Origin of the sequence: Sphingobium sp. HWE2-09, from assembly GCF_035989265.1 — a bacterium.
Taxonomy (GTDB): domain Bacteria; phylum Pseudomonadota; class Alphaproteobacteria; order Sphingomonadales; family Sphingomonadaceae; genus Sphingobium.
This window is the reverse complement of record NZ_JAYKZX010000001.1, coordinates 520489-541237: the sequence shown is the minus strand read 5'-3', so window position 1 is coordinate 541237 and position 20749 is coordinate 520489. Positions and strand designations below refer to the sequence as shown.

The following is a 20749-nucleotide window of genomic DNA, read 5'->3' as shown; positions in this document are numbered from 1 at the left end:
ATATACCTTACTCGCAAAAACGGGTCTGGGTCGGACCGGGGTAGCGGGGGAGCTTGAGCAGCCCCCAGCGCCAGGCGAGATGCGGCATGAAGCCGCGCGGCTTGGTCCGCTTCCAGGGAATGAAGAGGAGAAGGACGCCGAGGAGCGACCAGCCCACATATCCGCCGACGATCACGGCGACGAAGATGGAGGACACCACGACGATGAACTCCTGCGCGTCGAACCAGAGGATCTGGACCGGCTTGTGCAGAAATTGGGGAAGTCTCTCGTCCACGTCCTTCTCCCTTGCTTCATCACGCTTGGACCAAGCGTGATTGTTACGAAGAGCGACCATTCGCTCCCCGTCTCCGGCGCGGGCACCGATGAAGAAGCCCGAGCCAGTCCTTGTTTCAGCCGGGTTTCAGACCATCATGCCGAAGGTCTGGAGGATCGAATCCGCCCGGATGAGGCAGACAGCAGCGACGATCGTCGGGATGCCGATCATGATGTTGGAAAAGAGGCGGCTGACCCCGAACAGGAAGGCGGCAACGCCGCCCACGAAGCCGAGCGGACCCTTCACCCCCTGGTTCACCACGATGTCGTAGATATCGTAGCCAAGGTCGCCGGCAGCCGGCGCCTGGAAGGCGTGGGCGGCCGATGCCAGGGTCATCGCGATGAGCAGGGTTCCCAGGGCATCGGCCGACGCAAAAGAGAGGCGGCGCATCCGGTTCCGGGAGTGGGCAGGCAGTGAGGCAAGTTTGAGCATGGCTTTTCTCCAGGCGATAAGGAGCCTCCCCATGAAAATGCCTGCCGGCACCGACGCGGGTGTTCGTTGACGGCCAGCGGAGGGATGGGTGGCTCCTTGGAAACGGGCCCCTGTCGCCGGCATCTGTTGCTCAAGGCGTCGGCGCTTGTTTGTCCGCCGCCATGAGCCCGCCAAATTTGGAGGAAATCAGCTGGGCGGCTTTTTGGGCGCCTGCTTTTCATCGAGCCAGGCCTCGATCTCGGCCTGCTGGAAACCGGAAATGACGCGGCCATCCAGAATGAGGGTCGGCGTGCCCGATATGCCCATGGCTTTGACGGCCTCGGCATTCCTGGCAACAAGCGCGGCGCCCTCCTTGCAGGTCGCAAGCAGCTTTGGCGCTTCTCCGGCATAGGTGGCGCGGAAGGCGCCAGCCTGGTCCTTCGAGCAGAGGATATGCTCGGCCTTGGACGCGGCGTCGGCATGGATACCGCTCACAAAATAGATCTGCCGCTGCACCGGCTTGCCTTCCGCTGCCTTGGCTGCCCAGAAGCGGTCAAGGGCACGGCAATAGGGGCAGTCGGGATCGGTGAACTCGATCAATGTCGGCGCATCCGGCGGTCCGATGGTCAGCGCCTGGGTGGGATCGAGTGCCCCAAGTTTCTTTCGCGCGCTGGCGTCCTGGGCGAGGGCGGTCAGGTTGACGCCATTTTTGTCGTAGACGGTCGCGAACAGGAGATGATCGCTTTCCGGCGCGTAATAGAGGATGCGGCCGCCGGCGCTCGCCTGGAACAGCGGGCCAGTGACGGGCGCTGGGCCAAACTCATCAAACTGGAGGTTTGCAAAACTCTGATGGAGTTGCGCTTCTGCGGCGCGTGCATCGACCGAAAGATCGGTTTGGGACGGCATGTCTTGCGCCGCGGACGCCGAATGGGCAGCCAAAGTGGCGAGAGCGGCAGCCATGTACCGATAGCGGGCTAAGCGAGGGGTCATTGGCCCAGATCCTTGTCCAACTCAAAGCGTGGTTCGAACAGGGCTGCGTCAAATCGAATGCCCTGACCGAGCGAAATCGGCGGCGCAGCGACGGCGCCTGCAACGCTAACGGCATGTACGAAAAACTCCCCGTTCGTTTGGGAGATCTGCAAGGGCTGCGGCCTGGACGGCTCCTGATTTTCTGCCTTGTGGCCGGCCGCTCCCGCGGGCGCGGTCAGCAAGGCGGCAGGCAACAATCCAGCCAGAATGGCCGGGCGAAATGCCGACATCGGATGGTCTCCTTTTCTTCAAGGCTCAATGCCTTGTCGGACCGGACGGGGGCTGAGCCGCGTGTCTTCAAATTTGCTCATCCAGAGCGTTCACATCAGCGCCCCCGTTCGGGATGAACCGGAGTAGTGCTGACAGTGCGGTTCGCCGCAATAGGGAGGGCACTGCGTTGCCGAAAGCGGCACTGAAGTGCCCAAAGCGGCATCTCAGTGCCGCTTTTCGCAATAAGGCGCCCGTGGAACTACTATCTAGGCGGTGAACGCAGCGGATCGCGAGCAACGAGGCGCTCATCGCGAATCAATCAGATCCAACTTCAAGGGAGAGGTCAGAGCAGCGGCATTGGGTGCAGACGCACCGCAGGTTAATCGTGCCAATACCAGGACATTCATGACCGGATTTGAGGGCGAGGGGGCGCTGGCACAGCGGAGCCGCCGCCTCATAGGGCAGGCGTGACGAAGCAACACCATCTTGCACCCTCGCGACGCGCTATTGAATTTTGTCGGCTATGTTGGCTTACCGCGTTCTTCAGATGCTACTGCCTCGAACCCACCTGCTCGGGCTGAAGCTGGTCGAACCGCTCAGCAATGGCTATCCACCGCTGCACGCCTGCCTCATCGCCAGCGAGTGCAAGTTCGGAGACCATCGTGGCAATATGTGCCAGCGCATTCCTGCCAAATCGTCGTTCGATGGCCAGTGCCTCTGCCCATCTTTCCTGATCTTCCGTCATAACAAGGTCGGAGAGACCGGGGCTGATTTTGATTTGTACCAAGGCTCGATTGTGCGTTCCATCACGATAAGATCGTCAGGAAAGTACCGGTCCTGAAAGCCGATTATGTCCTCGAAGCTGCCGCGCAGCCATTTTTCATATTCATCCTCATGCAGCAGCACAGGCATCCGGTCATGGACCGGACGGATTGCCTCGTTGCAGTCGGTCATCGCCCCGGAGAACACCGGTCCCCACTCAGCACTGTCGCGCCAAAGGCCGGCCCAGGCAAAAACAGAGCGATCGCGAAGGGAGAACCAGGTTCTGGTTTTTGCGCCTTTTGGCCCCTCGGCCTCAGCAAAATGCGTGACAGGGATCAGGCATCGAAACTCAGGCTTACGGGCGGCTCCGATCCAGAAGGGCTTCTTCAGATCGGCAATATTGTTGACCGGCTTGGGTTTGGATTCCTGCTTCATCGTTTTGAGCCGCACTGGCCAGCCCCATGTCATGCTTTGCAGCACGCGCTCGCCGTCCTGCTCGCGAACCACCATCCCAGGATAGCCGTGATAAACTTCCTCCGGAGTACTGAACTGCGCGGCGGGAAGAGTGACACCGAAATGCGCGGCAACCTCGGCGGCACTCTTGCGCACGGTGAAGAGATTACAGATGGGGTGGCCCTCCATATGTTTTGTCGATCGCCGGAGTATCATAGGCGGTCAGGCAGTAAAGTCGGCGGTAATCCAGCTTCTGTTCCATCGATAGCGGTCGCCAGCGGCCCCCATTCTCTTGCCAATTCCAGGTCTCCGATAATGAACGACCAGCGCTTCCGCGGGGCGGGGGGGCAATAATGGCACGACCATTGTTTCTCGTGCCCTTCCCATCGATTATCTCCTCTTGAACGCGAAAGCAAAGGCGCGCCTCGTTGCGGCCGAGGTCGAATAAAGCGCCGCGCGGGATTAGCTGGGAGAATAGCCACGTCGTCGCAGAGCTAAGAAGCCGACCTTATCAGGCAGGCGGCTTGCCTCCTCGGAACGAAGCAAGGCGCCCCCCGTTGGACGTTGATCAAAGGTGAAACGTAACAGGAGCGAAGGTGATCACACTCATCGATGGTCCTTCACGACCGAGACAACTTCGATCCATCCCCTTCCGCCCGCTCCGCGGTGGCCACCCCGGAGCGGGCATCCCATGATGCCCCAGCAGACAGAAATGTCGTAAGACAAGACCACGAGAAGGCCATGATGAGCACGAACGAAGCTATACTGGCTGGCAAGGAACATGGCGCAGGCCCATGGATATGGCGACTTGAATTTTCGCGATCTCGCTGCCGATGTCGGAATCAAAGCGGCAAGCATCTACTATAATTTCCCAGCAAGGCCGACTTTGCCGCAGCTGTGGCAAAGCGTTACTGGGAGGACTCCGCTTCGGATTTGGATACGATGCTGGCAGAAGCCTCTGATCCGAAGGCGGTACTGCATAGGTATCCAGATAGCTTCCGCCGGTCCCCGGAACCCGATAATCGCCTTTGTCTGGGCAGCTTCACGTCAGCTGAATATGAGATGTTAATGTCGCCTGGCTTAGCAAGCGTCTCGTTGAAGCCCGATTTGTTTGCGCCGTCGATAGTGAGGATTGGGCGCGCGCCATTTTTGCGGCTGTCTCTGGCACTCAGCTCATGGTGAGGAGCCGGGCAGATATCACATTGTGCGATAAGCTGAGTAGCAGCTACCGGGCTACGGGGTTACTTCCTTCATAATTGGGGGCGCTGATCATTGTCAGCAACTGACACTAACGATCGTCAAAACTGGCAATCAAACCACCTTGTGTGAAACAGTTTCTCGCGCGCAGCTTGCGGGCGATCAGTCCAAGCACGAGCGCTGACATCAACGTGATCATGAAGGCTTGCGGAATCAAGTCGAAGACGAAGTTGCCGACGCCCCCGGCCGGGGAGCGGGTAGGTCCTTCCGAACACCAGCCAAAAGAACGCAAGGCTGATGACAATATTATAGACGCGCGGCGGATCGCGCTGATGAAGGCGCATGCGCGCATTGTGAACACCGCACGCGGCGGACTGATTGATGAGGCCGCGCTGGCGAAGGCGCTGACGACTGGCGCGATCCGGGGTGGGGCGCTCGACTGTTTCACGGTCGAGCCCCTTCCGTGCGACAGCCCGTTGCACACCGCGCCGAACCTTATCCTGACCCCACATCAGATCGGCCACACTGCGGACGGCGCGCGGTCGGTCGTGGATGCCTTTGTCGCCAACATTCTTGCCTTCTTCACTTGACGGCAAAGAGATCGGAGCCTGTCATGACCCGACACATCCTAGCGTCGCAAACGGAATGTCGATCTGGCGCCGTCGGCGGACCGTGGATCGTCCGCCGACGACTGCGGCGCTCGATAACCCTGCCGCGCGCGGCGGCGCTTACCAGGATGCGCTGTATCATCGGTGCTGACCTTGCAGCCTGAAGTGCCAGCTCGCGCGCTCGGAGCAAGCGGGCTGCACGTGTCGGCGATCGGGTTGGGCTGCATGGGCTTGAACGCTGCCGAAGGACGGGCCAATTCGATCGCGCTGATCCGTCATGCGGTCGATAGCGGCGTAACGCTCCTTGATACCGCCGAGCTTTACGGGCCTTATGTTAACGAGGAACTGGTTGGCGAAGCATTGGCACCGGTACGGAACGAGGTCGCCATCATCACCAAGTTCGGCGCAAAGATAGTCGATGGTAAGCCTGCAGGTTTCGACAGCCGACCGGAGAAAATCCGGGCGTCTGCGGATTCCTCCCTGCTGCGTCTGAGGACGGACAGGATTGATCTGTACATGCAGCACAGGGTCGATCCTGCCGTGCCGATCGAGGATGTCGCCGGTGCGGTCGCTGACCTTGTCACGGCAGGCAAAGTCCGCGCCTTCGGCTTGTCGGAGGCCGGCGCGGATACGATCCGCCGCGCGCATGCAGTGCATCCAGTCAGTGCTGTGCAAAGCGAATATTCGCTATGGACACGCGATCCCGAATATAATGGCGTGTTCGAGGCTTGTGAAGCAATCGGCGCGGCCTTCATCGCTTTCAGTCCATTGGGACGGGGCTTTTTGTCGGGTGCAGTCGATGCGTCCACTACTCTCGCGGCCAATGACCCGCGATCAGCGCTTCCCCGGTTCCAGCACGAAGCACTGGTCAGCAACGCGGCGCTGGTTGACATCATCCATCGCCAAGGCGCAGTGATGGGTGCGACGCCAGCTCAGATCGTGATTGCCTGGGTACTGGTCCGAAAGCCTTGGTTGATCCCCATTCCCGCGACATCGCAAGTGGCACGGATCACAGAGAATATGCGCGCTGCCCAAATTCGCTTCACCGCATCCGACCTCGCTTCTTTTGAGGATGCTGTCGCCCGGGTAGCGATCACCGGTGCGCGTTACCCGGAAAGTTTGCTGGCAATGACTGGCCTGTAACTTTCGTGGTGCTCCCCAAACCCATAGGCAAGGATTATAATGGGGACGGCTCCGGATGCAGCCAGATCATAATGCCTTTTGGCGCTAGTCATCTGGAACTGAAGTAAGTAACATTGTATAAGGCGTTTTCCGAAAGGGAGGCGTTAATGGCGAACGCATTTTCGAAGGGTCGGCCGATTGAGCCGTTGTTGGTGACGGCGGAAGAGCGCGCATATCTTGAACGACAGGTGCGGCGGCACCGGGTGTCACGCTCGCTCTCGGAACGATGCCGGATTATTCTGCGCTGCGCCGACGGTTTGCAGAGCAAGGTCGTAGCGGCCGAACTGGGCGTTCACGAGCATACGGTGGGTAAGTGGCGTCGGCGCTTTTTGGCCGATCGTATCGATGGGCTGCTTGATGAAGCACGCCCCGGCAGGCCGCGCACGATCGATGACGATCAGGTCGCGGCGGTCATCGAGCGGACGCTGCGTTCGACGCCTGCCGACGCCACGCACTGGTCGATCCGGTCGATGGCAGCAGAGACAGGATTTTCGCATACGACGATCCGCCGAATGTGGAACGCCTTCGGGTTGCAGCCACATCGTAGCCAGACCTTCAAGCTGTCGAGCGACCCGCTATTCGTCGACAAGGTGCGCGATATCGTCGGGCTTTACCTATCGCCGCCGACCCGCGCGATCGTGCTCAGCGTCGATGAGAAGAGCCAGATCCAGGCGCTCGACCGCGAGCAGCCGGTGCTACCCATGATGCCGGGCATCGCCGAGCGTCGCACCCACAGCTATGTACGGCACGGAACGACATCATTGTTCGCAGCGCTCGACATCGCCTCGGGCTTCGTCATCGGCAAGTGCTACAAAAGGCACCGCGCGACCGAGTTTCTCGACTTCCTCAAGCAGATCGACCAGTCGACCCCCGACGGGCTCGATGTTCACATCGTCATGGACAATTACGCTACTCATAAAACGGCCAAGGTTAGGGCCTGGCTTGCCCGCCGTCCGCACTATCATGTGCATTTCACGCCGACATCGGCGTCCTGGATCAATCAGGTCGAGCGTTGGTTCGCGGAGTTGACCAGAAAGCAGCTCCAGCGCGGCGTCCACCGCTCAACCGGCCAGCTCGAAGCCGATATCTTGACCTTCATCGATCGCCATAACGAGAACCCAAAGCCATATAAATGGACCAAGTCGGCCGACGAAATCCTCGCCTCGGTCAAGCGTTTCTGCCAGAAAACCGAGCAAACCTTATGCCGCGAACTTTAGATTCACATGACTAGTCATCTGGAACTGAAGTAAGTAACATTGTATAAGGCGTTTTCCGAAAGGGAGGCGTTAATGGCGAACGCATTTTCGAAGGGTCGGCCGATTGAGCCGTTGTTGGTGACGGCGGAAGAGCGCGCATATCTTGAACGACAGGTGCGGCGGCACCGGGTGTCACGCTCGCTCTCGGAACGATGCCGGATTATTCTGCGCTGCGCCGACGGTTTGCAGAGCAAGGTCGTAGCGGCCGAACTGGGCGTTCACGAGCATACGGTGGGTAAGTGGCGTCGGCGCTTTTTGGCCGATCGTATCGATGGGCTGCTTGATGAAGCACGCCCCGGCAGGCCGCGCACGATCGATGACGATCAGGTCGCGGCGGTCATCGAGCGGACGCTGCGTTCGACGCCTGCCGACGCCACGCACTGGTCGATCCGGTCGATGGCAGCAGAGACAGGATTTTCGCATACGACGATCCGCCGAATGTGGAACGCCTTCGGGTTGCAGCCACATCGTAGCCAGACCTTCAAGCTGTCGAGCGACCCGCTATTCGTCGACAAGGTGCGCGATATCGTCGGGCTTTACCTATCGCCGCCGACCCGCGCGATCGTGCTCAGCGTCGATGAGAAGAGCCAGATCCAGGCGCTCGACCGCGAGCAGCCGGTGCTACCCATGATGCCGGGCATCGCCGAGCGTCGCACCCACAGCTATGTACGGCACGGAACGACATCATTGTTCGCAGCGCTCGACATCGCCTCGGGCTTCGTCATCGGCAAGTGCTACAAAAGGCACCGCGCGACCGAGTTTCTCGACTTCCTCAAGCAGATCGACCAGTCGACCCCCGACGGGCTCGATGTTCACATCGTCATGGACAATTACGCTACTCATAAAACGGCCAAGGTTAGGGCCTGGCTTGCCCGCCGTCCGCACTATCATGTGCATTTCACGCCGACATCGGCGTCCTGGATCAATCAGGTCGAGCGTTGGTTCGCGGAGTTGACCAGAAAGCAGCTCCAGCGCGGCGTCCACCGCTCAACCGGCCAGCTCGAAGCCGATATCTTGACCTTCATCGATCGCCATAACGAGAACCCAAAGCCATATAAATGGACCAAGTCGGCCGACGAAATCCTCGCCTCGGTCAAGCGTTTCTGCCAGAAAACCGAGCAAACCTTATGCCGCGAACTTTAGATTCACATGACTAGCTGTAGTGAAGGAATGAGCCAGAAACCATTTCCTCAACCGTCGTGATTTGCTGCCAATTCTGGAGGCCACGCTGGCTAGGCGATTAAAGCATAAATCAGCGTCCGCCTGATAGAACGTGCCTATATGATCGGCGATGCTAAAACGGCCCTGCGCCTCGAACACTCACGGGCCTGCCAGTGGCTCGGCCCTCCAAAGACTTATGAATGCCCTGCGAGCGGAAGTCACTTGGATTTGTCCTATTATCCGAGGACTGACAAGCGACGGGAGCCGTGATTACAAAGCCGGAGATCGCCAGCGACCCGGGTCATGCTGCCGCTGCGGAAGGAAATGTGCAATGACATCCAGCTTCCAACCTAGTGGCCGAGCGGAGCTGGTCGCTGGATCGCGCACGCTAGTGGCGTCGATCCTCGGTGTCGCGTCGGGCGTGAGTTCGCTTCCCTTCTACACATCCGGCCTTTTCATCGCCGCGCTTCATGCCGACCTTGGATGGAGCCTGACCAGCCTTTCGCTGGGGCCGACCGTGCTAATTGCCTCGATGGCGCTGTCGGCGCCGTTAGTAGGACACATTTTCGATCGGTATGGGGAGCGGCGCTTCATCCTACCCGGGCTGCTCGCACAAGCCCTAGGTTTTCTCCTGCTCAGCAGGATGAACGGCCTAGTCGGCTATTGCGTCTTGATGGGAGGGACAGCGCTGTTGGGAGCGGGGTGCTCGTCGCCCGCATATCTCCGGGTCGTCAACCGCCGCTTCCAGGCCAGCAAGGGCGCCGCTCTTGCGCTCACCATTTCCGGGTCGGCCGTATTCAGCGCTGTCCTGCCGCCGATCCTTCAGGGGATCATCGCCGCCCACGGGTGGCGCGGCGGCTATGTGGCGCTTTCGATTTTAGTCCTCATCGCTGCCCCCGCCATCATGCTGCTGCTCGGCGGCGAGCGCGCGGCATCAATGCCATTGGTCGAGCCGGTCCGCGAGGGGCCTGACGATTTCCGCTATGGCGGGCTTTTCAGATCGCGCGCCTTCGCACCACTAATGCTGGCGATCACGTTGATCTCGATCGGCGTCCCCGGGCTTCTCATCCATTTCGTTCCCATGGCGATGCGTTCCGGCATGAGCGCGCAACAGGCAGCCTGGATAGTCAGCCTAATCGGCGGAACCCAGATCATCACGCGCGTCGCGATCGGGATCATCGTCGACCGGTTGTTCGCCCCCAGGGTCGCGGCCAGCATCATGGTCGCGTCGGCGATCGGCATCCTGATCCTGGCATGGGGTGGCGACGGTTCGATAGTGATCGGCGCGATCGCCGTCGGTTTCGCCTTCGGCGCGGAGGCAGATTTGCTGGGATATCTGGCCGGGCGATACTACCCTCCCCATCATTTTGGCCGTGTTTACGGTATCTTCTACGCAATTTTCTTGGGCGGCATGGCCCTCTCTCCCAGTGCCTACGGAATGATCGTGGATCGTGCCGGAAGCTACGGGCCGGCTTTGATTTGCGCGTCAATCCTGTTATTCGCGGCTGCATTGCTGTTTCTCATTCTTCCCGCCTTTCCGGTTTCCTCATCGCGCATAGCGGGGGTGGGTGACGATCATGTCAGCTGAAGACAGGCGCAGGCCCGACGAAGCGCCAATGCGCCTGCTGTCGTTGATCCCCTTGCCCGGTCCGGTTGTCGAGTTGTTCGCCGAGGCGTTCGATTTCGTTCCTTTCACACCGGGCGATCCGCTGGAACGTCTGCATACCGCCCTGCCGGAGGCGCTGTTGTGCGCGCCCGGCGGACCCAAAATCGACGGCGCGTTGCTCGACCGGCTGCCTGGAGGGCTGCGCGCGATCGCCACTTATTCAGTCGGTTACGATCATATCGATCTGGCCGCCTGCCGGGCGCGTGGGCTGGCGGTGTTCAATACGCCGGAGGTGCTAACCGCTTCGGTGGCCGACGCGGCGTTACTGCTGATCCTTGGCGCGGCCCGGCGCGCGACCGAGGCGATCGAGCTGATCCGCAGCGGAGGCTGGAGCGGCTGGACGCCGACGCAACTGGTCGGCACCGAGCTCGCTGGCAAGCGGCTCGGCATCATGGGGATGGGCAGGGTCGGGCGCCGGATCGCGGCACGCGCTGCCGCCTTTGGAATGGAGCTCGCTTACTCCAATCGTCATCGCGCGGCTGAAGAAGCAGGCGCGCGCTTTGTTGCCGACCCGCGAGAGTTGTTTGCGCAAAGCGATGTATTTTTGCTCGCCTGCCCGTCGACAGACGAGACGCGTCGCTTTGTAGATCGCGCTCTCTTGTCGCAAGCGCCGCGCAACCTCATCCTTGTCAATGTGGGTCGCGGCGACCTTGTCGATGACGAAGCGCTGATCGCAGCGCTTGCCTCCCGCCGCATTACCGCCGCTGGCCTTGATGTCTTCGACCAGGAGCCGAATTTCGACCAGCGCTACTTGGCTTTGCCGAATGTGTTCATGCTGCCCCATATCGGCAGCTCCACGATCGAGGCGCGACTGGGCATGGGTCGCGTACTGGCGGACGGTATGAACGCGTGGCGGCGTGACGGGGCGCTGTCCAATCGTATCGCCTAGAAAGCGCGTACCCACCTGTCGTCTTCGGGCCGACGAGCCGCGTATAACTTGTTCCATGCCGGATGTGCGCCGGGTTGCCACCAGCTCTCTTTGGATCGTGACATCGCGCGAGCCAGAGCCCACCGCGGCTCCCGCCATCGTCCCTTTTTCGATCGCCTTCATCGATACACCTACGACACAGCGAAAGTCAAACATTACATATGTCATTATTGACATTAATGTTGGTGGGCTTTAGCATGATCGTAGTCGAGGTAAGCGCGAAGGGAAGTGGATTTGGAGCGCGGCGCGAAGAAAAAATTCGTTGCGTCATTCCACCGGATTCAACCGACCGGCATATTTGGAGAGATTGAATGAAAGAGCGTAGCGAGGTTCGCAACGGACTGCATATCGACTGGAACGTGCCCATCGTCGCGCGCGACGGAACGGTGTTGCGCGGAGATGTTTTCCGCCCGATCGGGGAGGGGCTATACCCGACGATTGCCAGCTATGGCCCTTATGGGAAAAATCTGCACTTCGCCGATGGCTTCCCCAACCAATGGCAAGGTCTTCTTCGCGACCATCCGGAGATCGCCGAAGGAACGACCACGGATTTCGCAAATTGGGAAACCGCCGATCCAGAGAAATGGGTGCCCTATGGATATGTCGTTCTGCGCGTCGATTCCAGGGGGGCAGGTCAGTCTCCCGGCACCGTAGATCCCTGGTCGGAAGATGAGGTCAATGACCTGTATGATTCCATCGAATGGGCAGCGGAACAGCCTTGGAGCAACGGCAATGTCGGTCTGGCCGGCGTATCCTATTATGCATCGACCCAATGGACGGTAGCAGCCCGTAAACCGCCGCATCTTAAGGCTATCTGTCCTTTCGAGGGAGCGGCGGACTTCTACCGCGACCTCATTCGTCACGGGGGCATACTTTCGACCTTTCTGCGGCGCTGGTATCCGATCCAGGTTACCAACGTTCAGAACGGCTTGGGCTCGCGAGCAAGAATAAGCCGGATGACGGGGGAGGGGATCGCTGGCGACATCGACCTTACCAAGGAAGAACTGGCGCAGCGGCGCGTGGACATCCATGCGAACGTCCTGGCTGCGAAGTTTGACGAGGGCTACGCGAATGCCCGGTCGGCGGTTCTTTCAGATATCGATATCCCCCTTCTGTCCTGTGGCAACTGGGGCGGGCAGGGGATGCACCTACGCGGGAATGTCGAAGGATTTCTGGGGGTTTCTTCCAAGGAAAAGTGGCTGGAACTGCACGGACTTGAGCATTGGACGGAATTCTTCACCGACTATGGAGTAGGGCTCCAGCGCCAGTTCTTCGATCACTATCTCAAAGGTGAGGACAATGGCTGGAACAAACGGCCGCCAGTTCTGCTCCAGGTTCGCCATATCGACAAATTTGTCGAGCGCGAGGAAAACGAATGGCCCATCGCGCGAACGCAGTGGACGAGATGGTATCTCGACGCCGAGACCGGCTCTCTCTCCCCGGAAGCGCCCGCAAACAAGGGCAAAGTTCAGTTTGCGGCCTTGACCGACACGGTGACTTTCTGGTCCAAGCCGTTCGAGACGGAAACGGAGTTGACGGGACCCATGGCCGCCAAGCTGGTAGCGTCATCGTCGACAACCGACGCCGATCTTTTCCTCGCGATCAGGCTGTATGATCCCGCCGGCAACGAAGTTCTCTTCAACGGCGCGACGGATCCAAACTGCCCTGTTTCGCTGGGATGGTTGCGTGCGTCACACCGAGCGCTCGATCCGCACAAGACGCTTCCCTACCGGCCTTACCATCCACATGACCGCGCAGAACCGCTGCAGCCCGGTGCAGAGTACGAGCTTGATATTGAGATATGGCCGTCCTGTGTCGTGATACCGGCAGGTTATCAGATGGCGCTGACCATTTCTGGCGCCGACTATCAGCACGATCTGCCCGAACCATTGCCTGAGGTATATGGAGAGAAGCTGCGGGGCACCTCGGTCATCCTGCATGACGATCCATTGGACCGGCCCGCCGATATATTCGGAGGCGACACAACGATCTTCACCGGAGCCAGTTCACCGTCATCGATCCTGCTGCCATTTGTCCCGGCGCGGAAGCAATAAAGCCCAGGCAGGCCGATAAACAGAGGCCTTAAGCAGCGGCAGATTGCATGCACATATCGGCGACCCGCTGCGCGGCTTTGAGCGATCAGAAACTCCTTTTGCGGTTCACGATTGCCGACGTTGTTGAGTGTCCGAGCCTGATCATGGAAGAGTGCCCCTTGCGCGGCCTTTCTCGTTCAAGGATTTAATTTTAGAGGAATCCAACATGCCGATCACAGCCCCTGGCCCGACCATCCCGGGCGCCGTCCACGACCGTATCGCGGTCAACGGCACGATCCTGCACCATGTATCGATGGGCACAAGCGGGTCGCCGATTCTGCTTGTCCACGGCTTTCCCGAAAGCTGGTGGGCATTCCACATGATCATGCCGCTGCTGGCTGAGCGCCATCGCGTCCACGCCGTCGATCTGCGTGGGTTCGGTGATTCTGATGTTGTCGAGGACGAATTTAGTAGTTCCGTCGCCGCCGAAGACTTGCACCAACTAATCACAGCGATCGGCGAGGGGCCGGTACACCTTGTTGCGCAGGACGTCAGCGGGACTCCCGCTTTCCGTCTCGCCGCCACCTATCCCGACGCGATCGCGAGTTTTACGGCGATAGAGATGGCTCTGCCTGGCTTCGGCATGGAGGCCTTCGCCGATGTGACCAAAGGAGGCGCCTGGTATTTCGGCGTGATGGCTACGCCGGGCATACCCGACATGCTGCTGGCCGGTCGTGAGAGCAGTTTCATTGGAGATTACATGTTCCCCACCATGTGCGGCGCGCCGGACGCGATCAGTCAAGAGGATGTCGCCGAGTTCGCGCGGACATATGCGCGGCCCGGCGGGTGGAACGGCGCGACCGGTCTCTACGGTTCCGTTCTCAAAGATGGCGAGGAGATCGCCGCGCTGGCGCAGGCCGGGGCGATCCGCGCCCCAGTGCTCGCAATCGGTTCTAGTGGCGGGGCCTTTACCGAATACACGATGCGGCAAGCTGCCCCCGGGGCCAATATCCGGTCGGTGCAAATCGATGGCATTGGTCACTATGCCGCGATGGAGGCTCCGAATGAAGTGGCTATCGCGATCCGCGACTTCTTCGAAGAGGTTGACGCAAACCGCACGGCGCCTACCGTCTGACCGCATGGGGTCGGTCGCGATTTTGCGAACGGCCCAATACCTATGGGGCTCCATCTTTTGCTCAGCGTGTATGCCGGGTGTCGCTTTTTGCGGCGGCGAGTTCAAGGAAGGTCACCAACCGCCAAGGCATCCAGGTCCCGCCGGGATAGGCCAAGCGCCGCCTCCCTGACCCGTTCCCGAGCGCCGCGGGGAGGGGCGCTGTCCTCAGTCGGCTTTGTGCACTTGACCGACATCCCGCACCGCGCCGCGGGCCGCGTTGGTGGTCAGCGCAGCATAGGCGCGAAGCGCGGTCGAGACAGCACGCTTGCGACCAAGTGGCGACCAGGCCTTGGTTCCACGCGCGGCCATTGCGGCCTGGCGCTGCGCGAGCACCTGTGTTTCCACCATCAGTTCGACACGGCGACCCGGCACATCGATCACGATAGTATCGCCATGTTCGACCAGCGCAATAAGCCCGCCCTCGGCTGCCTCCGGCGATACATGGCCGATCGATAGGCCCGAGGTTGCCCCCGAAAAACGGCCATCGGTGATGAGCGCGCAGGCCGCACCGAGGCCCTTCGATTTCAGATAGCTGGTCGGATACAGCATTTCCTGCATGCCTGGCCCACCCTTTGGCCCTTCATAGCGGATGACGACGATGTCGCCCGCCTTGATCTCTCCGCCGAGGATGCCCGCGACCGCCGCGTCCTGGCTTTCATAGACGCGGGCGGCGCCGGTGAAGTGCAGGATGCTGTCGTCGACGCCCGCCGTCTTGACCACGCATCCCTCCGGCGCGAGATTGCCGTAGAGGACGGCAAGGCCGCCATCGCGCGAATAAGCATGGTCGAACGAGCGGATCGCGCCGTTCGCCCGGTCGATGTCGAGTTCTTCCCAGCGGCTCGACTGGCTGAACGCGGTCTGCGTCGGCACGCCGCCCGGCGCCGCCCTGTAGAATTCGATCACCTCGGCTGTGGGCGTGCCCGCCACATCCCATCGATCGATCGCTTCACCCATCGTGGCCGTATGCACGGTCGGCAGATCGCGATGAACCAAGCCAGCGCGGTCAAGCTCGGCCAGAATGCCAAGCACGCCGCCAGCGCGGTGGACGTCCTCCATGTGGATATCGTTGCGCGCCGGCGCCGCCTTGCAGAGGCATGGCACGGATCGCGAGAGGCGGTCGATATCGGACATGGTGAAATCGACGCCTGCCTCATGAGCTGCCGCTAGCAGATGAAGGATCGTATTGGTAGAGCCGCCCATCGCAATATCGAGCGCCATCGCATTTTCGAAGGCAGGCATTGTCGCGATCGAACGCGGAAGCACGCTGTCATCGTCACGCGCGTAATAGCGCTCGCAAAGGTCCACGATCAGGCGGCCCGCCTCGCGAAATAACCTTCCGCGATCCGAATGCGTTGCCAACATCGATCCATTGCCTGGCAGCGAAAGGCCCAGCGCCTCCGTCAGGCAATTCATGGAATTGGCCGTGAACATGCCCGAGCAGGACCCGCAGGTCGGGCATGCGCTGCGCTCGATCGACGCGACCTCGGCATCGGTGTAGCTGTCGTCCGCGGCGCTCACCATCGCATCGACAAGGTCGAGCGCTACGGTCTTGCCGCGCAACACGACCTTGCCGGCCTCCATCGGCCCACCCGAGACGAACACCGTCGGGATGTTGAGCCGCAGCGCGGCCATCAGCATGCCCGGCGTGATCTTGTCGCAGTTGGAAATGCACACGATCGCATCCGCACAATGGGCGTTGACCATATATTCGACGCTGTCCGCAATCAGGTCACGGCTCGGCAGTGAATATAGCATGCCATTGTGTCCCATGGCGATGCCATCATCGACCGCGATAGTGTTGAACTCCTTGGCCACACCGCCCGCCGCCTCGATCTCGCGCGCGACGAGCTGGCCAAGATCCTTCAGATGGATGTGGCCGGGCACGAACTGAGTAAAGCTGTTGGCGACCGCGATGATGGGCTTGCCGAAATCCGCGTCGGTCATGCCGGTCGCGCGCCATAGGCCTCGCGCGCCCGCCATGTTGCGACCGTGCGTGGTTGTACGAGAGCGGAGCTGCGGCATTCTGGTCTCTCCTTCGGGAATGGGGCCATGGTCCAGAGTGCCGCGGCAAACCCATAGTACATCCGCCGGATTAGTCAGATCCGTGCATCTCGGCAAGTTCATATGACGAAAAAAACATATGTATAGATAATAGTTTATCCGAGCCCGCCAGTAGGTGTGGACGCGGGCGGATACAGAACCCTGCCGGACATGCGTCGGCGCTGCCGACGATGGGCCATCAAGGGTGTGCTACGAAATTTGTACAGAACATAAAATATGTACAAATGTTCAAGATCACATCGAAAATCCGGTCGAGCCCACCCATCGCGATGTCTCCCGAATGGCGTGTTCTCTTGGTCAGGGCAAGAACTTCGCTTTCGATGGCAGGGCATAAAAAGGGAGGAGCGGGGGCGTCAGTAACGCGGATCGGCGACATTCCGGTGAACCACGGCAAAAAGCATGATTCCCGTTGACGACATTCCCGGCCATTTCGCTTCAAGGCGGCAACGCAATTTCGCGATTGCGCATGGGTAGCTGGCAGTTGCCGGATCATTTAGTGGCGCCGATGATCGTGTGGGCGGTTGAACTGCGCTATCGGCATTTCAATACTGCCGCCGCCTATGGCGATGAGGTGGGCGAGGGCCAAGGGCTTCGCATAGGAGGTCTCGACTGCGACGACATCTTAGTCACCACCACATTGTGGAGTTCCGACCATGGTTCGATGAGGCGCTGCGTACGTTCGACGCCAGTATAGACCGGCTCGGGATCGATCATGCCGATCTCTATCTGATCCATTAGCCATCGCCGGACCGCGACCGATTTGTTGAAACATGGCGGGCGTTGATCCGCCTTCGTGGAGAAGGTCGTGTGCGCTCCATCGGCGTGTCGAACTTCAACCCATGGCACCTCCAGCGCATCATCAATGAAACTGGGGTCGTTCCTGTTATCAACCAGATCAAATGCCAGACGACTTTTCATCAAAGAGACTTGCGCGGTTTCCATCGGCGGCTGGGTATCGCGACCGAGGCCTGGAGTCCGCTCGGCCGGAGCGATCTGCTTGCCAGGCAAGAGTTGACCGCGAGTGCGCGCAGGCACGGCCGATCCGTGGCGCAGATCATTCTGCGCTGGCAAATCCAGCAAGGGCCGATCGTGATCCTCCGCACGTCAAAGGTGGAGCGGTTGAAGGACAATGCCGACATCTTCGATTTCGCGGTCGACGATGGGGACATGGCGGCGATCGCCGCTCTCGACAGCGCGGACGGGCGATCGGCCCGGACTCGGAGACCATGAACTAGTGATAGACCGCGCAGGCTGCGACATTGCGGAGTGTCGCAGTGTCACTACGATCGTGGCCAGCGGCTCGTCTCGTCCGATACATCAGGTTTGACCGCTTCCCCTCCCAAGCAACTGCGCCTCCGCGCTCCTCTCATTTGTACGATTGAAAAACTTTATGTACGATCGTACAAACCCGTGTTACATCGAGTTGCAGAACGCGATGCGCACTGATGCAATGGCGCAATGACGTAGGGAGAGAGGCTATGCTTTCGTCCAGTTTATCACCTGTGATGCCTGATCCGGCCGAGGGTGCCGGCTTCAACCACATCGCGCTGGCAGAGCGCATCGCCCAACGGCTGGGTCGGCAATATCCGCGTCTGACCGACCGAGAACGTATCGTTTGCGGTTATACTTTGGCCGGCTACACTGCGGAGGGGATCAGCCTGATCCTGGGCATCGGGATTTCGACGATCGTGACCTACCGCCGCCGCGCCTATTCAAGGTTGGGCGTGAGCAACGCCAATCAACTGATCGCTCCGCTCCTTGCCTGACGTGCTTGCAATTTCAGGCATTCCCGTTTCAGACTGTCTGGCCTTCATCGCCGTGAAACATGGCTGGGAAGGGGAAGCACCATGAGGAGACAATCGGCTTTGACGGGGCCTCGCAAATCAAATTCGACCGCCGTCAAGCGGCGCGGTGAAGGTGGCGGGCGCATGAGCCCGCCGTCGCGCAGGCGGTCGGTAGTGCCGCCCGAGGCGCAAAGCCGGCAAGATCGGCGGTCGGACATCCTCAAAAGTGCTGAAAAGCTGTTCGCCGAGCGCGGGTTCAACGGCGTGTCGATCCGCGACATCGCTGACGACGCGGGCGTTCCGCTCGCTTTGGTGGGCTATTATTTCGGCAAGAAGGCGGAGCTTTTCGCGACGATTTTCGAGCACCGCAGGGACTATTTCGACAAGCGTGTCGCCCTTATCGGCTCTGTCGAATTTGCCGACGGCGATGGCGATCTTGTCGAGCAGGTGGTGCGCGCATGGGCAGAGCCGGCGCTGCTGGCCGGACTGGAAGAAGATGGAGAAGCGTTCGCGACGCTTGTCGCGCGCGGCCTTTGGGATGCGGGTATCGAAAATCGGCGCGCGATCGAGCGCCATTTCGATCAAGTAGCCCATGCCTTTCTGGCGGCCATGACGAAGGCCCTGCCCCATTGCGATCCGGGCAGACTCGTCTGGGGGTATCAGTACGCCGTTGGTTCGCTGCTGACACATATGGTGTCGTCCCGCGTAATTGATCTGTCGGGCGGGCAGGAAAGCCCTGGCGATGTCCAGAGGGGGGAGGAACTTATCCGATTTCTCGCCAACGGTTTCCGCGCTCTGGCTGACATGAATGCCGCAGAGCGGTAGCGCGGAGCGGCGATCGAGGAGCCGGTTGCCGTCCTGCGAACGATGTCCACAGGTCATGGGACAGACAGTTGGCCGATCGGCGCGATATGGCTTACCTGGGGCAGACATGACGCATCGCGCTTGCCGCCGGCCAAGAGAGGAAGCTATGAACCAGCGGCATTTCATCGATATCTCGATGCCGATCAGCAACAACGTTCTTACCGATCCGCCGATCATAAAGCCCACGATCGTATATTCCGCGCATGCCGAGGGCGCTGAACAAATGCTGCCCTTTTTTCCGGGGTTGACGCGGGACGACCTGCCCGACCGAGAGGGGTGGGCTACCGAGACATTGACGTTGAGCACGCACAGCGGAAGTCACATGGACGCCCCCTGGCATTATCACTCGACGACGGACAGTGGTGCGACTTCGGCGCCGACTATCGACGAGGCGCCTCTGGATCTCTTCCTGAAGCCGAGCGTGAAGCTGGACTTTCGGCATTTCGCCGATGGCTATGTCGCTTCGGCAAACGACATTGAAATCGAGCTGGAGCGGATCGGCTACAAGCTCCAGCCGCTCGACATCGTGCTGGTCAATACGTCGGCAGGGGCCGCCTACGGCGGTGATCGATATGTCGAAAGCGGATGCGGCATCGGTCGGGAAGCGACGCTTTACCTAACGGAACGCGGTGTTCGAGTCGTTGGCACCGACGCCTGGTCCTGGGACGCTCCCTTCAAATATACGGCCGAGCGTTTCGCCCAAACCGGCGATGCCTCCTTCATCTGGGAAGGACATAAAGCCGGGCGGATCCGCCCCTATTACCAGATGGAGAAACTCCACAATCTGGAGGTGCTTCCGCCTTTCGGCTTTCAGGTCGCCTGTTTCCCGGTGAAAATCGAACGGGCATCCGCCGGCTGGGTACGCGCGGTCGCGATCATCGATCCGGCGGTTTCGGCTTGATGTTCGAAGGGTTCACCTGGCGCCTTATCCTAACAGCCAATGCGCAGATTTCCTGCGTGGTGGGGGGCGCGGGGATCCGATCCTGTTTCTGCACGGCTATCCCTAAGACAAGTCGATATGGGCGCCAGTAGCCTCTGCGCTAGCGAACCGTCATACTGCGATCTGCGCTGACCTTCGAGGCTATGGCGAGTCATCAAAACCTCTCGACGACCCGGGTGCTTCCAGTTATGCGTTTCACGCCATGGCCCTCGATCAGCCAGAGGCGATGCAGGCGCTGAGCTTTGACAGGTTTCACCTAAATGGTCACGATCGTGGCGACCGGGTTGCCCATAGGTTGGCGCTCGATCATCCGCAGGCGGCTTCCAGTCTGACCGTCATGGACATCGCCCCGACTCTGGCGATGTTCGAGGGCGCGGATCGCCACCTGGCTCAGTCCTATTGGCACTTGTTCTTCCTCGCGCAGCTCGCGCCGTTCTCCAAACACCTGATCGAGGGAGATCCCGACTTCTTTTTCGAAGTATGCCTGACGGCCTGGGGCGGGATGGCCCTGAGCGATTTCGATCCTGAGCTGCTGGATCATTACCGTCGCTCCTGGCGCGACAAGCGTATGATCCATGGGTCTTGCGCGGGTTATCGTGCGGCTGCTATCATGGATTTGGAGCATGATGCCGCAGATGCTGGCCGCATGATCGACTTGCCCCACGCTGGTGCTCTCTGGCGCTTCACGCGGGTTGGCTAAGCTCTTCGACATCGCAT

The 20749-nt window shown here is 60.2% G+C and carries 22 protein-coding genes; 15 read left to right on the top strand and 7 right to left on the bottom strand.

The window, feature by feature from the left end; all coding sequences use genetic code 11:
- Positions 1-7: 7 nt before the first annotated feature.
- From U5A89_RS02510 to U5A89_RS02485, 6 genes are all read right to left on the bottom strand, one after another.
- Positions 8-274: a type IV conjugative transfer system protein TraL gene (locus U5A89_RS02510; protein WP_338159614.1), complete on the bottom strand. Its 267-nt coding sequence runs from the start codon at positions 272-274 to the stop codon at positions 8-10.
- A gap of 126 nt (positions 275-400) precedes the next feature.
- On the bottom strand, positions 401-745 hold the full coding sequence (locus tag U5A89_RS02505) for a hypothetical protein (protein WP_338159613.1): 345 nt from the start codon (positions 743-745) through the stop codon (positions 401-403).
- A gap of 186 nt (positions 746-931) precedes the next feature.
- On the bottom strand, positions 932-1714 hold the full coding sequence (locus U5A89_RS02500) for a DsbC family protein (RefSeq protein WP_445190607.1): 783 nt from the start codon (positions 1712-1714) through the stop codon (positions 932-934).
- A complete protein-coding gene (locus U5A89_RS02495) occupies positions 1711-1983 on the bottom strand; it encodes a hypothetical protein (RefSeq protein WP_338159612.1) in 273 nt (90 codons plus the stop codon). The genes U5A89_RS02500 and U5A89_RS02495 overlap by 4 nt, the downstream gene beginning before the upstream one ends.
- Positions 1984-2513: 530 nt before the next feature.
- On the bottom strand, positions 2514-2708 hold the full coding sequence (locus U5A89_RS02490) for a DUF6961 family protein (RefSeq protein WP_338159611.1): 195 nt from the start codon (positions 2706-2708) through the stop codon (positions 2514-2516).
- Positions 2705-3367, bottom strand: coding sequence for an SOS response-associated peptidase (locus tag U5A89_RS02485; protein ID WP_338159610.1), 663 nt, complete (start codon positions 3365-3367; stop codon positions 2705-2707). The genes U5A89_RS02490 and U5A89_RS02485 overlap by 4 nt, the downstream gene beginning before the upstream one ends.
- A gap of 592 nt (positions 3368-3959) precedes the next feature.
- Between U5A89_RS02485 and U5A89_RS21285 the strand changes: the two genes are divergently transcribed.
- From U5A89_RS21285 to U5A89_RS02445, 9 genes are all read left to right on the top strand, one after another.
- The gene (locus U5A89_RS21285) at positions 3960-4247 is read left to right on the top strand and encodes a hypothetical protein (protein WP_445190606.1); all 288 of its coding nucleotides are present in this window, start codon (positions 3960-3962) and stop codon (positions 4245-4247) included.
- A 256-nt stretch (positions 4248-4503) separates the two neighbouring features.
- Entirely contained in the window at positions 4504-4965 is a 462-nt protein-coding gene (locus tag U5A89_RS02480) for an NAD(P)-dependent oxidoreductase (RefSeq protein WP_338159609.1), read from the top strand.
- 162 nt (positions 4966-5127) lie between these two features.
- A complete protein-coding gene (locus U5A89_RS02475) occupies positions 5128-6126 on the top strand; it encodes an aldo/keto reductase (protein ID WP_445190605.1) in 999 nt (332 codons plus the stop codon).
- A gap of 146 nt (positions 6127-6272) precedes the next feature.
- Entirely contained in the window at positions 6273-7382 is a 1110-nt protein-coding gene (locus U5A89_RS02470; RefSeq protein ID WP_338159360.1) for an IS630 family transposase, read from the top strand.
- Between the two features lie 72 nt (positions 7383-7454).
- Positions 7455-8564, top strand: coding sequence for an IS630 family transposase (locus tag U5A89_RS02465; protein ID WP_338159360.1), 1110 nt, complete (start codon positions 7455-7457; stop codon positions 8562-8564).
- Between the two features lie 349 nt (positions 8565-8913).
- Positions 8914-10170: an MFS transporter gene (locus tag U5A89_RS02460; RefSeq protein WP_338159608.1), complete on the top strand. Its 1257-nt coding sequence runs from the start codon at positions 8914-8916 to the stop codon at positions 10168-10170.
- A gap of 28 nt (positions 10171-10198) precedes the next feature.
- A complete protein-coding gene (locus tag U5A89_RS02455; protein ID WP_338159607.1) occupies positions 10199-11137 on the top strand; it encodes an NAD(P)-dependent oxidoreductase in 939 nt (312 codons plus the stop codon).
- Positions 11138-11487: 350 nt separating this feature from the next.
- A complete protein-coding gene (locus U5A89_RS02450) occupies positions 11488-13230 on the top strand; it encodes a CocE/NonD family hydrolase (protein WP_338159606.1) in 1743 nt (580 codons plus the stop codon).
- Positions 13231-13435: 205 nt separating this feature from the next.
- Complete coding sequence (locus tag U5A89_RS02445; protein ID WP_338159605.1) at positions 13436-14344, top strand: alpha/beta fold hydrolase; 909 nt, start codon at positions 13436-13438, stop codon at positions 14342-14344.
- Positions 14345-14548: 204 nt separating this feature from the next.
- On the opposite strand, the gene ilvD is transcribed toward U5A89_RS02445, so the two are convergent.
- Positions 14549-16405 (bottom strand): dihydroxy-acid dehydratase, encoded by a 1857-nt coding sequence (gene ilvD / locus U5A89_RS02440; RefSeq protein ID WP_338159604.1) that lies wholly within the window; start codon positions 16403-16405, stop codon positions 14549-14551.
- Between the two features lie 448 nt (positions 16406-16853).
- On the opposite strand from ilvD, the gene U5A89_RS02435 reads away from it, so the two are divergent.
- From U5A89_RS02435 to U5A89_RS02410, 6 genes are all read left to right on the top strand, one after another.
- Positions 16854-17138: an aldo-keto reductase family protein gene (locus U5A89_RS02435; protein WP_338159603.1), complete on the top strand. Its 285-nt coding sequence runs from the start codon at positions 16854-16856 to the stop codon at positions 17136-17138.
- A 113-nt stretch (positions 17139-17251) separates the two neighbouring features.
- Positions 17252-17674: an aldo/keto reductase gene (locus U5A89_RS02430; RefSeq protein ID WP_338160148.1), complete on the top strand. Its 423-nt coding sequence runs from the start codon at positions 17252-17254 to the stop codon at positions 17672-17674.
- Between the two features lie 248 nt (positions 17675-17922).
- Complete coding sequence (locus U5A89_RS02425; RefSeq protein ID WP_338159602.1) at positions 17923-18210, top strand: helix-turn-helix domain-containing protein; 288 nt, start codon at positions 17923-17925, stop codon at positions 18208-18210.
- Between the two features lie 162 nt (positions 18211-18372).
- The gene (locus tag U5A89_RS02420; protein ID WP_338159601.1) at positions 18373-19053 is read left to right on the top strand and encodes a TetR/AcrR family transcriptional regulator; all 681 of its coding nucleotides are present in this window, start codon (positions 18373-18375) and stop codon (positions 19051-19053) included.
- Positions 19054-19198: 145 nt separating this feature from the next.
- Positions 19199-19993, top strand: coding sequence for a cyclase family protein (locus tag U5A89_RS02415; protein ID WP_338159600.1), 795 nt, complete (start codon positions 19199-19201; stop codon positions 19991-19993).
- Between the two features lie 115 nt (positions 19994-20108).
- Positions 20109-20732 (top strand): alpha/beta fold hydrolase, encoded by a 624-nt coding sequence (locus U5A89_RS02410; RefSeq protein ID WP_338160147.1) that lies wholly within the window; start codon positions 20109-20111, stop codon positions 20730-20732.
- Positions 20733-20749 lie beyond the last annotated feature (17 nt).

Bases quoted from the DNA above. Each gene is read 5' to 3' on its own strand.
- U5A89_RS02485 (WP_338159610.1), bottom strand. From the start codon at position 3,367: ATGGAGGGCCACCCCATCTGTAATCTCTTCACCGTGCGCAAGAGTGCC.
- U5A89_RS02490 (WP_338159611.1), bottom strand. From the start codon at position 2,708: ATGACGGAAGATCAGGAAAGATGGGCAGAGGCACTGGCCATCGAACGA.
- U5A89_RS02425 (WP_338159602.1), top strand. From the start codon at position 17,923: ATGCTTTCGTCCAGTTTATCACCTGTGATGCCTGATCCGGCCGAGGGT.
- U5A89_RS02495 (WP_338159612.1), bottom strand. From the start codon at position 1,983: ATGTCGGCATTTCGCCCGGCCATTCTGGCTGGATTGTTGCCTGCCGCC.
- ilvD (WP_338159604.1), bottom strand. From the start codon at position 16,405: ATGCCGCAGCTCCGCTCTCGTACAACCACGCACGGTCGCAACATGGCG.
- U5A89_RS02445 (WP_338159605.1), top strand. From the start codon at position 13,436: ATGCCGATCACAGCCCCTGGCCCGACCATCCCGGGCGCCGTCCACGAC.
- U5A89_RS02450 (WP_338159606.1), top strand. From the start codon at position 11,488: ATGAAAGAGCGTAGCGAGGTTCGCAACGGACTGCATATCGACTGGAAC.
- U5A89_RS02415 (WP_338159600.1), top strand. From the start codon at position 19,199: ATGAACCAGCGGCATTTCATCGATATCTCGATGCCGATCAGCAACAAC.
- U5A89_RS02455 (WP_338159607.1), top strand. From the start codon at position 10,199: ATGCGCCTGCTGTCGTTGATCCCCTTGCCCGGTCCGGTTGTCGAGTTG.
- U5A89_RS02505 (WP_338159613.1), bottom strand. From the start codon at position 745: ATGCTCAAACTTGCCTCACTGCCTGCCCACTCCCGGAACCGGATGCGC.
- U5A89_RS02470 (WP_338159360.1), top strand. From the start codon at position 6,273: ATGGCGAACGCATTTTCGAAGGGTCGGCCGATTGAGCCGTTGTTGGTG.
- U5A89_RS02500 (WP_445190607.1), bottom strand. From the start codon at position 1,714: ATGACCCCTCGCTTAGCCCGCTATCGGTACATGGCTGCCGCTCTCGCC.
- U5A89_RS02460 (WP_338159608.1), top strand. From the start codon at position 8,914: ATGACATCCAGCTTCCAACCTAGTGGCCGAGCGGAGCTGGTCGCTGGA.
- U5A89_RS02420 (WP_338159601.1), top strand. From the start codon at position 18,373: ATGAGCCCGCCGTCGCGCAGGCGGTCGGTAGTGCCGCCCGAGGCGCAA.
- U5A89_RS02465 (WP_338159360.1), top strand. From the start codon at position 7,455: ATGGCGAACGCATTTTCGAAGGGTCGGCCGATTGAGCCGTTGTTGGTG.
- U5A89_RS21285 (WP_445190606.1), top strand. From the start codon at position 3,960: ATGGCGCAGGCCCATGGATATGGCGACTTGAATTTTCGCGATCTCGCT.